11 protein-coding genes are annotated in these 13,889 nt (G+C 69.5%); 5 read left to right on the plus strand and 6 right to left on the minus strand.

What is annotated here, in order from left to right; genetic code table 11:
* The first annotated feature begins 59 nt into the window (after positions 1-59).
* Complete coding sequence (gene proS / locus SFC76_RS01325; protein ID WP_322847692.1) at positions 60-1,589, plus strand: proline--tRNA ligase; 1,530 nt, start codon at positions 60-62, stop codon at positions 1,587-1,589.
* 239 nt (positions 1,590-1,828) lie between these two features.
* Here the strand turns inward: proS and SFC76_RS01330 are convergent, their stop codons facing one another.
* Entirely contained in the window at positions 1,829-2,767 is a 939-nt protein-coding gene (locus SFC76_RS01330; RefSeq protein WP_322847693.1) for a rhodanese-related sulfurtransferase, read from the minus strand.
* A 79-nt stretch (positions 2,768-2,846) separates the two neighbouring features.
* Between SFC76_RS01330 and SFC76_RS01335 the strand changes: the two genes are divergently transcribed.
* The 3 genes from SFC76_RS01335 (at position 2,847) to SFC76_RS01345 (ending at position 8,192) form a co-directional block, all read left to right on the plus strand.
* Complete coding sequence (locus tag SFC76_RS01335; protein WP_322847694.1) at positions 2,847-5,195, plus strand: ribonuclease R family protein; 2,349 nt, start codon at positions 2,847-2,849, stop codon at positions 5,193-5,195.
* On the plus strand, positions 5,192-5,521 hold the full coding sequence (locus tag SFC76_RS01340; protein WP_322847695.1) for a hypothetical protein: 330 nt from the start codon (positions 5,192-5,194) through the stop codon (positions 5,519-5,521). The genes SFC76_RS01335 and SFC76_RS01340 overlap by 4 nt, the downstream gene beginning before the upstream one ends.
* A gap of 130 nt (positions 5,522-5,651) precedes the next feature.
* Complete coding sequence (locus SFC76_RS01345; RefSeq protein WP_322847696.1) at positions 5,652-8,192, plus strand: TonB-dependent receptor; 2,541 nt, start codon at positions 5,652-5,654, stop codon at positions 8,190-8,192.
* Between the two features lie 67 nt (positions 8,193-8,259).
* Here the strand turns inward: SFC76_RS01345 and rpsI are convergent, their stop codons facing one another.
* The 5 genes from rpsI to SFC76_RS01370 all read right to left on the minus strand — a co-directional run bounded on the left by rpsI (position 8,260) and on the right by SFC76_RS01370 (position 12,767).
* Positions 8,260-8,808, minus strand: a complete 549-nt coding sequence (gene rpsI / locus SFC76_RS01350; protein ID WP_322847697.1) for a 30S ribosomal protein S9 — start codon at positions 8,806-8,808, stop codon at positions 8,260-8,262.
* Positions 8,808-9,287, minus strand: coding sequence for a 50S ribosomal protein L13 (gene rplM / locus SFC76_RS01355; protein ID WP_038660554.1), 480 nt, complete (start codon positions 9,285-9,287; stop codon positions 8,808-8,810). Before rplM ends, rpsI begins: the two co-directional genes overlap by 1 nt.
* A 138-nt stretch (positions 9,288-9,425) precedes the next feature.
* Positions 9,426-10,463, minus strand: coding sequence for a COX15/CtaA family protein (locus SFC76_RS01360; RefSeq protein ID WP_322847698.1), 1,038 nt, complete (start codon positions 10,461-10,463; stop codon positions 9,426-9,428).
* A gap of 322 nt (positions 10,464-10,785) precedes the next feature.
* On the minus strand, positions 10,786-11,877 hold the full coding sequence (locus SFC76_RS01365; RefSeq protein ID WP_322847699.1) for an LLM class flavin-dependent oxidoreductase: 1,092 nt from the start codon (positions 11,875-11,877) through the stop codon (positions 10,786-10,788).
* Positions 11,874-12,767: an aldo/keto reductase gene (locus SFC76_RS01370; protein ID WP_322847700.1), complete on the minus strand. Its 894-nt coding sequence runs from the start codon at positions 12,765-12,767 to the stop codon at positions 11,874-11,876. The genes SFC76_RS01365 and SFC76_RS01370 overlap by 4 nt, the downstream gene beginning before the upstream one ends.
* Positions 12,768-12,797: 30 nt before the next feature.
* Here SFC76_RS01370 and SFC76_RS01375 point away from each other — a divergent pair, with 30 nt between their 5' ends.
* Positions 12,798-13,883: a Gfo/Idh/MocA family oxidoreductase gene (locus SFC76_RS01375; protein WP_322847701.1), complete on the plus strand. Its 1,086-nt coding sequence runs from the start codon at positions 12,798-12,800 to the stop codon at positions 13,881-13,883.
* The last annotated feature ends 6 nt before the right edge of the window (positions 13,884-13,889 follow it).

Here is a 13,889-nt window from a genome sequence, read left to right on the forward strand (position 1 = left end):
CTGAGCGACGCCCTCGCGCAGGGGGTGACGGACGGACGTGCTTTGGCTAGGCGTCCCTCATGAAGCACGCTCTTTTCGTCACCCGCGACGCCGACTTCGCCGCCTGGTATCAATCCGTCATCGCCGAGGCCGATCTCGCCGAGGAATCGGGCGTGCGCGGCTGTATGGTCATCCGGCCGTGGGGCTATGGCATCTGGGAGCGGATCCAGCGTTTGCTCGACGACCGGATCAAGGCGACCGGACACGAGAATTGCTATTTCCCGCTGTTCATCCCGCTCTCCTATTTCGAGAAGGAGGCGGAGCATGTCGAGGGCTTCGCCAAGGAGATGGCGGTGGTCACGCACCATCGGCTGATCCCCGACGGCAAGGGCGGGCTGATGCCCGATCCCGCCGCCAAGCTGGAGGAGCCGCTGGTCGTCCGCCCGACCTCGGAGACGGTGATCGGTACCGCGTTCGCGCGCTGGGTGCAGTCGTGGCGCGACCTGCCGGTGCTGATCAACCAATGGGCCAATGTCGTGCGCTGGGAGATGCGCACCCGCATGTTCCTGCGCACCAGCGAATTCCTGTGGCAGGAAGGCCATACCGCGCACGCCACCGCCGAAGAAGCGCGCGAGGAAACGCGCAAGATGCTCGAAGTCTATCGCAGCTTCGCCGAGGAGTGCCTCGCGCTGCCGGTCGTCGCCGGCGAGAAGCCCGAGAACGAGCGCTTCCCCGGCGCGGTCGCGACCTACAGCATCGAGGCGATGATGCAGGACGGCAAGGCGCTGCAGGCGGGCACCAGCCATTTCCTCGGCACCAATTTCGCGCATGCGCAGAACATCCGCTTCCAGAATGCCAGCGGCGAGCTGGAACTCGCCAATACGACGAGCTGGGGGGTCAGCACGCGGATGATCGGCGGCGTCATCATGGTGCATGGCGACGACGACGGCCTGCGCGTGCCGCCGCGGATCGCGCCGTGGCAGATCGTGATCGTGCCGATGCTGCGCGACCAGCCCGAGGACGAGGCGCTGATCGCTTACGCCAAGGACATCCAGTCGAACCTCGCCGGCCTGTCGGCACTCGGCGAGCCGGTGCGCGCGCTGCTCGACCTCAAGCCGGCCAAGGCGGCGACGAAGCGCTGGGGCTGGGTCAAGAAGGGCGCACCGATCGTCATCGAGATCGGCGGCCGCGACATGGCGGGCGGCAACGTCTCGGTGATCCGCCGCGACCGGCTATATCGCGAAGACGGCAAGCTCGACGCGCAGGTGATGGCGCGCGGCGATTTCGAGGCGGAGGCGCCGGCGCTGCTCGCCGCGATCCAGCAGGCGCTCCACGAGGAGGCGCGGGCGCGCATGCAGGCGGCGATCGTGCCGGCGGCGGACTTCGCCGCGGTCGAGGCGCATTTCGCCGAGGGCGTGAAGACCCCCGGCTGGGTCGAGGTGCAATGGGCGCGGCCGACCGGCGCGGCGCTCGACGCGGTGGTCGAGCGGCTGAAGGCGCTCAAGCTGACGATCCGCAACGCTCCCGGCGACGCGGCGGCGGCGGATGGCGCCTGCGTGTTCACCGGCGAACCGGCGGTCGAGCGGGTGCTGCTCGCGCGGAGTTACTGAGGGGTTTCGGTAGGCTGGTCTTCGCTCCCTCTCGGGGGGCGGGGCTATCGCCTATGACTGATCGGGGTGTGCATCGGCGCCTATATCCCCGTCATGCCGAACTTGATCCGGCATCCCGCTGCTTCGTACCGTCCGAAGAAGCGGGACCCCGGCGCAAGGCCGGGGTGACGGAGTGAGCTTGGCGAGCCGGGGGGCGACATGCGGTGGCGCGGGTGCGCGGGTCCTTGGCCCCTGACTTTTCAAGAAGGGGAGGCGTCCGCGTCGTAGCGCCGCCCGACATGCGCCTCGCCGCGGGCGTCGGCGAGCAAGGCCTGGCGATGCCGCTCGGCGTAGCGGGCGCGGTCTTCCGCGCTGCGGTCGGCCTGGCAGCGCGGGCAGCTCACGCCATCCTCGTACAGCGGCGAGGCGCGGTCGGCTGGCGATACCGGCATCCGGCAGGCGCGGCACAGGCCGTGCGTGCCCGGCGTCAGGCCGTGGCCGACCGCGACGCGCTCGTCGAAGACGAAACACTCGCCCTGCCAGCGGCTTTCCGCCGCCGGCGTGTCTTCGAGATATTTGAGGATGCCGCCCTTGAGGTGGAAGACGTCCCCCACGCCCTCGGCCTTGAGGAAGGCGGTCGCCTTTTCGCAGCGGATGCCGCCGGTGCAGAACATCGCGACCTGCCTGGTGCCGGCGAGCAACTCCTCGCGATGCGCGCGGAACCAGGCCGGAAATTCGCGGAAGGTGCGCGTCTGCGGATCGACCGCGCCGGCGAAGGTGCCGACCGCCACCTCGTAATCGTTGCGCGTGTCGATCACCAATGTCGCAGGATCGGCGATCAGCGCGTTCCATGCGGCCGGATCGACATAATGGCCGGCGTCGAGCGGATCGATCGCGGGTTTGCCCATCGTCACGATCTCGCGCTTGAGCCGCACCTTGGTGCGGTGGAACGGCATCGTCTCGGCGCGCGCCTCCTTGACGTCGAGCGTCGCGCAGCCGGGCAGCGCGCGGATATGCGCCAGCACCGCCTCCATCCCCGCATCCGCCCCGGCGATCGTGCCGTTGATCCCCTCGCGCGCGAGCAGCACCGTGCCGCGCACGCCGGCGGCTTCGCAGGCGGCGAGCAGCGGCGCCTGCAATGCGGCGGGGTCGGGGAAGGGGGTGAAGCGGTAGAGCGCACAAACGCGGATCGGCGGCATGGCGCGCCTGTAGACCCTCCGGCGCGTCCGCGCAAAGTTGGGGCATGACGGCGGCGGGTGCAGTCCCTATCTCTGGTCTGTGAAAAACAAGACCAGACCCGGCCTGCCGACGCAGGCGCAGATCCTCCAGTTCATCGAAACCTCCGACGTTCCCGCCGGCAAGCGCGAGATCGCCAAGGCGTTCGGCCTCACCGCGCAGGAGAAGATCCTGCTGAAGGCGATGCTCAAGGACATGGCCGACGAGGGGCTGATCGACGGCGCCCCCGGCCGCGCCTTCCACAAGATGGGCGGGCTGCCCAAGGTCACGGTGCTGCGCGTCGCCGACGTCGACGACGGCGGCAACGTCTGGGCGGTGCCCGATCGCTGGGAGGCGGAGACGCCGGCGCCGCGGCTGCGCGTCCGCGAGCGCAAGCGCGGCGCGCTGGGCATCGGCGAGCGCATCCTGGCGCGCACCGAAGAGGCGGGCAACGGCTGGATCGCGCACCCGATGAAGGTGCTCGCCAAGGCATCCGAACAGGTGCTCGGCGTGCTCCGCCGCGAGGGTGAGCGCTATTGGCTGACCGGGGTCGAGAAGAAGGACCGGCGCGAATTCCCTGTCTCCGACACCGGCGGCGCCGAGGCGGGCGATCTGGTGATGACGGAGATGACCGGGCGGCCGCCGCGGATCAGCGTGCGCGTCGTCCAGCGGCTGGGCGACCCGTTCGCGCCGCGCAGCTTCTCGCTGATCGCGATCCACAAGCTCGGCATCCCCGACGTGTTCACCGGCGATACGCTCGACGAGGCGGCACGCGTGTCGCAGCAGCCGCTCGGCGACGATCGCGAGGATCTGACGCATCTGCCGATCGTCGCGATCGATCCCGCCGATGCGCGCGATCACGACGATGCGGTGTGGGCGGCGCCCGACGACGATCCCGCCAATGCCGGCGGCTGGCAGGCGGTGGTGGCGATCGCCGACGTCAGTTTCTACGTGCGGCCGGGGTCCGAGATCGACCGCGAGGCGCGGCGGCGCGGCAATTCGGTCTATTTCCCAGACCGCGTCGTGCCGATGCTGCCCGAGATCCTGTCCGCCGAGGTCTGCTCGCTCAAGGAGGGTGAGGATCGCGCGGCGCTGGTCTGCCATTTGCAGGTCGGCAAGTCCGGCGCGCTGAAGAGCTGGCGCTTCACCCGCGCGCGGGTGCGGATCGCGGCGAACCTGGCGTATGAGGATGCGCAGGCGATCGCTGATACATTCCTCCGGGGACGATCCGACCCGATGCTGGGGACCGTTGGCGAAGCCAATGGTGGAGGGGGGCTTCCACAAACGATGTCGCCTGAGGACGCCCCCCTCCACCATCCTGCGGATGGTCCCCCTCCCCGTGCCGGGGAGGAAATGAGAGAGGCCCTTCGTCATCTCTGGGCCTGCTGGCGCGCGCTTGCCAAGGCGCGGGATGCGCGCGAGCCGCTCGACCTCGATTTGCCCGAGCGGCGGGTTGTGCTCGACGAGATGGGACGGATCATGTCGGTCGCACCGCGCGAGCGGCTCGACGCGCATCGGCTGATCGAGGATTATATGATCGCCGCCAACGTCGCCGCCGCCAAGGCGCTGGAGGCTAAGAAGGCGCCGGTGATGTATCGCGTCCACGAGCCGCCGAGCCGCGAGAAACTGGTCGCGCTCAAGGAGTATCTGGAAACGTTCGATGTGCCGCTGGCGCTGGGGCAGGTGATCCGTCCGGCGACGTTCAACCACGTGCTCGACCGCGTCGGCGACGCCGACTTCCGGCCGCAGGTGATGGAACAGGTGCTGCGTACGCAGACGCAGGCCTATTACGCCCCCGCCAACATGGGGCATTTCGGCCTGTCGCTCGGCTCCTATGCGCATTTCACCTCGCCGATCCGGCGCTATGCCGATCTGCTCGTCCATCGATCCCTCGTGTCCGCCTATCGGCTCGGCGAGGGTGGCCTCGGCCAGACCGATGCGGCGGCGATGGACGTGATCGGCGAGACGATCAGCGGGCTCGAACGCCGCGCGATGGAGGCGGAACGCGACACGATCGACCGCTATGTCGCGGCGTTCCTCGCCGAGAAGGTGGGGGAGACGCTGGCGGCGCGGATCACCGGCGTGCAGAATTATGGCTTCTTCGCCACCGCCGAGGGGATCGGCGGCGACGGGTTGATGCCGGTGCGCGACCTCGGCGGCGAATATTTCCGCTTCGACGAGGCGGCGCGCAAATTGGTCGGCGAGCAGACCGGCGAGGAATATACGCTGGGCCAGCGTGTCGAGCTGCGGCTGGCGGAGGCGAATCCGGTGTCGGGCGCGCTGCGCTTCGAACTGCCCGGCGGCAAGGGTGCGGCGCCCGGGCCGCGGCACGTCGGCGCGGGTCGCAAGGACCGCGTCATCAAGCATCGCGGCCGACCGGCGAACGTCCGCCATCAGGGCAAGCGGCGGTGAGCGGCCGGCTGACCCGCGTCGAGACGCGCGGCACGGTGCGCGACCGGTATCTGGTCCACGGCACGATTGCGCCGCGCTTCGTCGAGGCGCGCGCGGTGACCGCGTCGGATGCGATCCCCTTCACCCCCGCCGCGGGGCGCGAGACGAAGGCGTTCGCGGCGATGATCGCCGACGGGTCGATCCGCATGCCGGCGGCGGGGCGGTTCTATTTCGACATGGATGCCTATGAGGCCGCCGCGACTGCGCGCCGGGCGCGGCGGGTGCCGGTGCTGCTGATCGTATCGCTGCTGATCGTCGTAGTGGCGGTGGTGTTCTACCGGGGATAATCGTCCGTCCCGGCAAGTTTCGGTGCCGTTTATCGACGCGCGCTCAAGACGATCGCATAATCGATTTGTCACTTCGTCTTCGACTCCATAGTCTTCGTCGTTCGACACGGGCGGCGGGGAAGGTCGGGGGATGGCGGTCGGGAGGGGATATCGGCTCGCCGGGGCGGCGCTATTGACGGTTTCTCCGGCGGCACGAGCGCAGGAGGCGGCGCCGCGCGCAACCCGAACCGAGACGCCGCAGGATATCGTCATCACCGGCGGACGGCTCCGCGGCTCGGTGATCGGCGACGCCGCGCCGGTCGCGGTGCTCGATGCGCAGGCGCTCAAGGCGCTGGGCGCGACCCGGATCGACGACATCCTCAAATTGCTCAAGCCGCTCACCACCTCGAACAGCGGTGCCGATCCGGTGTTCCTGCTCAACGGCCGGCGGATTTCGGGCTACGGCGAGTTGCGGACGCTGCCGCCGGAGGCGATCGAGCGGACCGAGATCCTGCCCGAGCAGGAATCGGCGCGGTTCGGCTATCCGCCGACGGTGCGGGTGACCAACTTCATCACCAAGAAGCATTTCCGTTCGATCACCGTCGAGGAGGGCGCCGGCACCACCACCGACGGCGGCGCGAGCACCGCCGCGCTCGAGCTCGGCTCGACGCGGCTCGACGATGCGCGCCGCACCTCGGTGACGATCAATTACGACCGACAGGACCCATTGTCCGGGGCGCGGCGGGCGACGGTGCCGGATGCGAGCAATCTGTTCGACCTGACCGGCAACGTCGTCGGCCTCGGCGGCGGCGCGATCGATCCGGCGCTCGATGCGCTGGCCGGCCGGACGGTGGCGGCGGCGGCGGTACCGGGCGATCCCGCCGCACGCGGCACGCTCGCCGGTTATGTTGCGGGGAGCCCGCGGGTGACCGACCTGGCGCCCTATCAGTCAATCGCGAGCCGCGACCAGTTGCGCGTCGATGGCACGCGGTCGGTGCCGATCGGCAAGACGGTGACCGCATCGCTCAACCTGACGATGGAGGCACAGCGCGGGCTGGGGTTGGCGGGGCTGCCGACCGTGGTGCTGCGGGTGCCCGCCGGCAATCCGGCGTCGCCGTTTGCCGGGGACGTGCTGCTCTATCGCTATCTGCCGGAGGCGGGGCTGCTCCGTCAGCGGACGCAGGCGCTGTCGCTGCATGCGGGCAGCACGGTGCAGGGCAGCCTGAAGCGGTGGATCTGGACGGTGACCGGCAGCTACGATCGCGCGCGGACCACCGCCACCGTCGATCGCGGCATCGCCACCGATGCGATCCAGACGGCGATTGATGCCGGCGCCGATCCGTTCCAGCCGTTCGCCGCACAGGCCGTCGCCGACCGGCTGGTCAGCCGCAGCCGCACGGTGGTGCAGACGCTGGTGGGCAAGGCGACCATGGTCGGGCCGCTACTGGCGCTGCCCGCGGGCGACGCGCAGATGACGCTGACCGGCGACTTCGCGCGCTCGACCAGCGGCGGCGTGTCGACGGATGCGGCGGCGGCGCTGCTCGACCTGCGTCGGGTGACCAAGAGCGGCAGCGTCGCGCTCGACCTGCCGATCGCCTCGGCGAGCCGCGGGGTGCTCGATGCGATCGGGTCGCTCTCCGCCAATGCGTCACTCGGCGTGTCGGCGGTGTCCGATTACGGCAGCCTGGCGAGCCGCAACCTCGGCCTGATCTGGACGCCGGTGGCGCCGGTGCAGCTCACCGTCTCGACCAGCGTCAGCCAGACCGCACCCGATATCGCATTGCTGACCAATCCGGTCGTCGTCGTCCCCAATGCGCCCTTCTTCGACTTCGTCACCGGGACCAGCGGCCTCGTCTCGGTGACCGCGGGCGGCAATCCCGCGCTGGGGCCGGAGCGGCGGCAGGTCGATACCGCCGGGGTCGCGTGGAAGCCGATCAAGGGCAAGGAGCTGCGCTTCAACCTCGATTATATCGTCACGCGGATCGACGGCCAGATCGGCTATCTGCAGGCGGTGACGGTGGCGCTGCAATCGGCATTCCCGGACCGCTTCGTCCGCGACGCGGCCGGGCAATTGACCAGCGTCGACGTCCGCCCGGTCAATTTGACGCGGTCGCGCGAGCGCAAGATCCAGGGCAAGGTGTCGCTCTGGACGATGATCGGCCCCGAGCCGAAACCGCCCGCGACGCCGGCCGCCAAGGACGCGCCGCCCCCGCCACCCAAGCCGCGGCCATCGCTCTATTCCTTCGTCACCGTGACGGCGCGGATCGACGATCGGCTGTTGCCGCAACCCGGGCAGCCGACGCTGGATCTGCTCGACGGCGAATCGATCACCGGCAACGGCGGCCGGGCGCGTTACGAGGCGCAGGGCTCGCTCGGCGGTTCCTATGGCCCGGTCCAGGGCGGCATCTTCGGCATGTGGCAGGCATCGACGCGAATCCGCAGCATGATCGCGGCGTCGGACCTGCGTTTCTCGGCGCGGACCTTCCTCGCGCTCTACAGCACGATCGACGCGGAGAAGCTGACCAAGGAAAGATGGGCGAAGAGCCTCAGCTTCCAGCTCCAGGTGAACAATATCCTCAACGACCGCATCGCGGTGCGCGACCGCAACGTCGCGACCCCGTACCGCTTCCAGCCGGCGTTCCTCGATCCCTATGGGCGGATCGTGAAGCTGTCGGTGCGCAAGCTGTTCTGAGCGCGCCCACGAAAAAGGGCGGCCCGTTGCCGGACCGCCCCTTTCGGAACCGAGGTTCGCGAACCGCTTAGCGCTTCGAGAACTGGAAGCTGCGGCGTGCCTTGGCGCGGCCGTACTTCTTGCGCTCGACGGTGCGGCTGTCGCGGGTCAGGAAGCCTGCCGCCTTGACCGGGGCACGCAGCACCGGCTCGAAGCGGGTCAGCGCCTGGCTGATGCCGTGCTTGACCGCGCCGGCCTGGCCCGAGAGGCCGCCGCCCTTGACGGTGCAGACCACGTCATACTGGCCTTCGCGCTCGGTGATGCCGAACACCTGGTTGATGACGAGGCGCAGCGTCGGACGCGCGAAATAGACTTCCTGATCGCGACCGTTGATCGTGATCTTGCCTGAACCCGGCTTCAGCCAGACGCGTGCGACGGCGTCCTTGCGGCGGCCGGTCGCATAGGCGCGGCCGTATTTGTCGAGGATCTGCTCGCGCAGCGGGGTGACCGGGAGCACCTGCGCCGGGGCGGCGGGCGCCTCACCGTCGGTGGTGATCGCGGGCGCGCCGGCGGCGGCCGGGGCGGGCTGCTGCGTCAGCGACGCGAGATCGGAAAGCGACTGGCGATTGTCGGTCATTACGCGCCCACCTTGTTCTTGCGGTTCATGCCGCCAATATCGAGAACGTCCGGGTTCTGAGCCTCGTGCGGATGCTCGCTGCCCTTGAAGATGCGCAGGTTGCGCATCTGCTCGCGACCGAGCGGACCGCGCGGGATCATGCGCTCGACGGCCTTTTCGAGAACGCGCTCCGGGAAGCGGCCGTCGAGGACCTTCGCGGCGGTGATGCCCTTGATGCCGCCGGCATAGCCGGTGTGCTTGTAATAGACCTTCTTCGCGGCCTTGTTGCCGGTGAAGCGGATCTTGTCGGCGTTGATGACGATGACATTGTCACCGCAATCGACATGCGGGGTGAACGACGTCTTGTGCTTGCCGCGCAGGACGTTGGCGATGATCGTCGCCGCGCGACCGACCACCAGGCCGTCGGCATCGACGATATGCCACTTCTTCTCCACCTCGTGCGGCTTGGCCGACTTGGTGGTCTTCATGAGCGCCTTCATGGCGTTGGACCTTCCAGTTTGAAACGATGCACGCCGCCCCGGAGGACGGCGTGATTGATCGCGCTACTGCTGGAAGGCCCCCCGAAAGTCAAGCAAAGCGCGGCTTTGCTGACGGGTAAAATAATACCATGGGCTCGTTCAGGCGGCCTGGCGGCCCACCGCATGCGCCGCGAACACGGTCGCGATCAGCAGCAATGCGGCATTGGCCTGATGCGCGACGGCGAGGTCGATCTGCACGCCGCTGAGCAGCGTGGCGATGCCGAGCACGATCTGCAACGCGACCAGGGCGATCACCCACAGGCCCGCCTTCGAGCCCGTGCGCGTCGTACGGACCGCCAGCCAGACCAGCCCGGCAGCGGCGGCGACCGCCCACCAGCGGTGGATGAACTGCACCACCACCGGATTGTCGACCGCGTTGCGCCAGCCGGGATCGACCATCGGCACGTTGGCGGGGAACAGCGCGTCGCCCATCAGCGGCCAGCTGGCGAAGGCATAACCCGCGTCGAGCCCGGCGGTGAACGCGCCGTAGAGAAGCTGGACGACGAGCAGCGCCAGTGCGGCGATCGCGACGCCGGTCAGCCGCGCCGGATGGGCGAGGGGGCTGCGGTGCAGCGCGAGCAGATCGAGCGCGGTCCAGACGATGCCGGCGAGGATGGTGAGCGCGGTGAGCAGGTGGATCGCGAGCCGCACGTGGCTGACGTCGGTACGCACCGACAGGCCGGAGGCGACCATCCACCAGCCGATCGCACCCTGAAATCCGCCGAGCGCGAGCAAGGCGACCAATCGCCAGCCATAGCCCGCCGGAATCTGTTTGCGGATCGCGAACCACAGCAGCGGCGCGGCGAAGGCGAGGCCGATGATCCGGCCGAGCAGGCGATGCGCATATTCCCAGAAGAAGATGTGCTTGAAGCCGGTCAGCGTCATCCCCTGGTTGAACGCGGCATATTCGGGGATGCGGCGATAGCCGGCGAATTCGGCCTGCCATTGCGCCTCGGTCAGCGGCGGGACGATGCCGCTGATCGGCTTCCACGAGGTGATCGACAGGCCCGATTCGGTCAGCCGGGTGATCCCGCCGACGACGACCATCGCGACGATCAGACCAGCGACGACGAACAGCCACCGCGCGACGCTGCGTGGCCGGGCACGCGAGAGGAAGGCGGCACTGGGCTGGAGCATGCCGCCGCCATACGCGCTTTGCGCGGGCGTCGCCAGCGCGTTGGGGGCGGATCGTCGAACCGTTCGCGCCGACAGGCTTCCTTCAGCAGGCTCAGGGCTGATGGGGATCGATATGGAGGGTTTGAAGGAAGTCCTCCCCCGCCAGGGGGAGGTGGCATGCCGCAGGCATGACGGAGGGGGAGGACACGGAACCGAGGTGATCGCTTACCTCCCCCTCCGTCACGGCTTCGCCGCGCCACCTCCCCCTGGCGGGGGAGGAATTTCACCGAGCGTCGATCAGCTCTAACCGCGTGGGGCAGTCGTCGGCGCGTATCGACCAGCCTCACACCGCCAAGGGTGCGTGGTCGATGCGCGGGAGGACGTGGCGGGCGAAGAGGTCTGCTTCGGCGGCGTGGGGGTAGCCGGACAGGATGAAGGCATCGATCCCCGCGTCGCGATAGGCCGCCAGCTTGGCGAGCACCTGATCGGGGTCGCCGACGATCGCCGCACCGCAGCCCGAACGGGCGCGGCCGATGCCGGTCCACAGATTGGCCTCTGCATAGCCGTCCTGCCGCGTCGCTTCCTCGCGCAACTCGGCTTGGCGGCGAACGCCCGCCGATTGCGAATCGAGCGAGCGGGCGCGGATCGCCGCGCCGGTGTCGTCGTCGAGCTTCGACAGCAGGCGGTCGGCGGCGGCGCGCGCCTCCGCCTCCGTCTCGCGGACGACGACGTGGACGCGATAGCCGAAGCGCAGGGTGCGGCGGTGCCGCTCGGCGCGCGCGCGGAGGTCGGCGACGATCGCGCGCACGCCCTCCATCGTGTCGGGCCACATCAGATAGACGTCGCAGCCCTGCGCCGCCGCCTCGCGCGCCGCCTCCGACAGGCCGCCGAAATAGAGCGGCGGGCAGCGGCCCGAGACCGTGCCGATCCGCGGCGGATCGATCTTGAGCTGCCAGAATTCGCCCTGATGATCGAGCGGCTTGCCGTCGAGCAGGGTGCGCAGGATGGTCATCGCCTCCAGCGTGCGAGCGTAGCGCGGGCCGCTCGCCAGCGTCTCGCCGGGCAGGTCGCTGGAGATGATGTTGATCGCCAGCCGCGCCAGCCCGCCCGCGCCGGCGCCGAGCATCCGGTCGATCGTCGCGATCTGGCGGGCGAGCTGCGGCGGCCAGCTTTCGCCGATCCGCACCGCCATCAGCATCCGCATCCGCCGGAGCAGCGGCGCCATCGCCGCGGCGAAGGCGGTGGTGTCGATGCCGAGCGCATAGCCCGACGGCAGCAGCACGTTGTCGAAGCCGCCGCTCTCCGCCTGCAGCACGATGTCGCGGCAATGGTCGAAGCTCGATTGCAGCCGGGGGTCGGGGACGCCGAGGAACTCGTAATCGTCGTCGCACAATGCCGAGAACCAGCTGATCTCGCAGGGGCCGCGCACGCTCATGGCAGGCGCTCCGCCATGCCGGCCTGCAACACGTCGTACCAGGCGGCGCGCGTCCATTCGACCTTATAGGCGTCGGCGGACGCGAGGATGCGCGCCGGCGTCTGCGATCCGACGATCGGGATGATCCGCGCCGGATGCGCCATCGCCCAGGCGAGTGCGGTCGTCGCGGCGTCGACCCCGAAGTGCGCGCCATGCGCCGCCAGCGCCTGCGCCGCGGGATGGCTGCCGTCGGCGAGCCGGCCGCCGCCGAGCGGCGACCAGGCGAGCACCGCCAGATCGTGCCGCATCGCCTGGTCGAGCGTGCCGTCGAACAGCGGCGCGGCGTGCAGGGGCGAGAATTCCGGCTGGATGCTGACGATCGGCCGGCCGAGGAAGGCTTGCAGCGTATCGACCTCGGCAGGGCTGTGGTTGGAGACGCCGATCGCGCGGACCTTGCCGGCGTCGACCATCCGGTCGAGCGCCGCCGCCACCTCCTGCGGGTGGGTGAGCAGGTCGCGACGGTGGATCTGGTAGAGGTCGACCCGGTCGATCCGCATCCGCGCGAGCGAATCGTCCAATGCCGCGGCCAGAGAGGAAGCGCTGCTGTCGTAGGGGATGCCGGGGCGGATGCCGCTCTTGGTCGCGATCACCATCGTATCGCGCAGCGCCGGCGCCTCGGCGAGCGCGCGGCCGAACAGCGTCTCGGCCGAGCCGAAGCCGGCGGGCTGGTCGGCGCCATAGATGTCGGCGGTGTCGAACAGGGTGATTCCCGCGGCCAGCGCCGCATCGATCCGTGCCCGCACCGCGGCGTCGTCTCCGGCCAGCCGCCACATGCCCCAGGCTATCGGCGAAACGAGGATATCGCTCTTGCCGAGCGGGCGGGGTTGGCTTGAAAGGCGCAGCGTCGTCATGACCGGCGACATGGCATAGGGACGGAAGCGATGGTAGCCGCGATCAGATACGCCGTGGTCGGCACGGGAATGATGGGCGTCGAGCATCTGCGCAACATCGCGCTCGTCCCCGGCGCGGAGGTGGTGGCGATCGTCGATCCGGTGGCGACCTCGCTCGGCTGGGCGCGCGATGCGCTCGGCGAACGGGCCGCCGGCGTCGCCGCCTATGACGATGTCGCCGCCTTCGCGCGGGAGGCGGCGGTCGACGCGATCGTCGTCGCCTCGCCCAATCACACCCACCGCGCGGTGCTGGAACCCCTGTTCGGCATCAATGCGGCGATCCTGTGCGAAAAGCCGCTGGCGACGACGATCGCGGATGCGCGCTGGATCGTCGCGCAGGCGGCGGCGCGCGCGCGGCCGTTCTGGACCGGGATGGAATATCGCTTCATGCCGCCGGCCGCCGCGTTCATCGACCAGATCCACGCCGGCCGCGTCGGCCGGCTGCGCATGCTGTCGATCCGCGAACACCGTTTCCCCTTCCTCCCCAAGGTCGGCGACTGGAACCGCTTCGCGCGCAACACCGGCGGCACGATGGTCGAGAAATGCTGCCATTTCTTCGACCTGATGCGGCTGATCGTCGGTGCGGAGGCGGTGCGCGTCCATTGTTCGGGCGCGATGGACGTCAACCATCGCGACGAACTCTACGCCGGCGAGGCGCCCGACATCATCGACAACAGCTTCACCACGGTCGATTTCGCCAATGGCGTGCGCGCCATGCTGGACCTGTCGATGTTCGCGGACGGTGCCGCACATCAGGAGGAGATGAGCGCGACCGGCGACGCCGCGCGGCTCGACGTGCTGATCCCGCCCGGCGAGCTGGTGTTCTCGCCGCGCGTCGGCTTCGGCAATCCGAAGCGGGTCGAGCGGACGCGGGTCGCGGTCGACCCGACCGCGCGCGCCGCCGGATCGCACGAGGGTGCGACCTATTACCAACATCTCGCCTTCGCCGCGGCGGTGCGCGGGGAGGGCCCGGTGCTGGTCAGCGCCGAGGACGGCCTGCGCGCGGTCGCGATCGGCACCGCGGCGGAGATCAGCGCGCGCGAGCATCGCGTGGTGGAGATGGCCGAGATCGCGTGACGGGAG

The sequence above is a fragment of the Sphingomonas sp. CD22 genome (assembly GCF_034556155.1).
In the GTDB taxonomy this organism is placed as follows: Bacteria; Pseudomonadota; Alphaproteobacteria; order Sphingomonadales; family Sphingomonadaceae; genus Sphingomonas.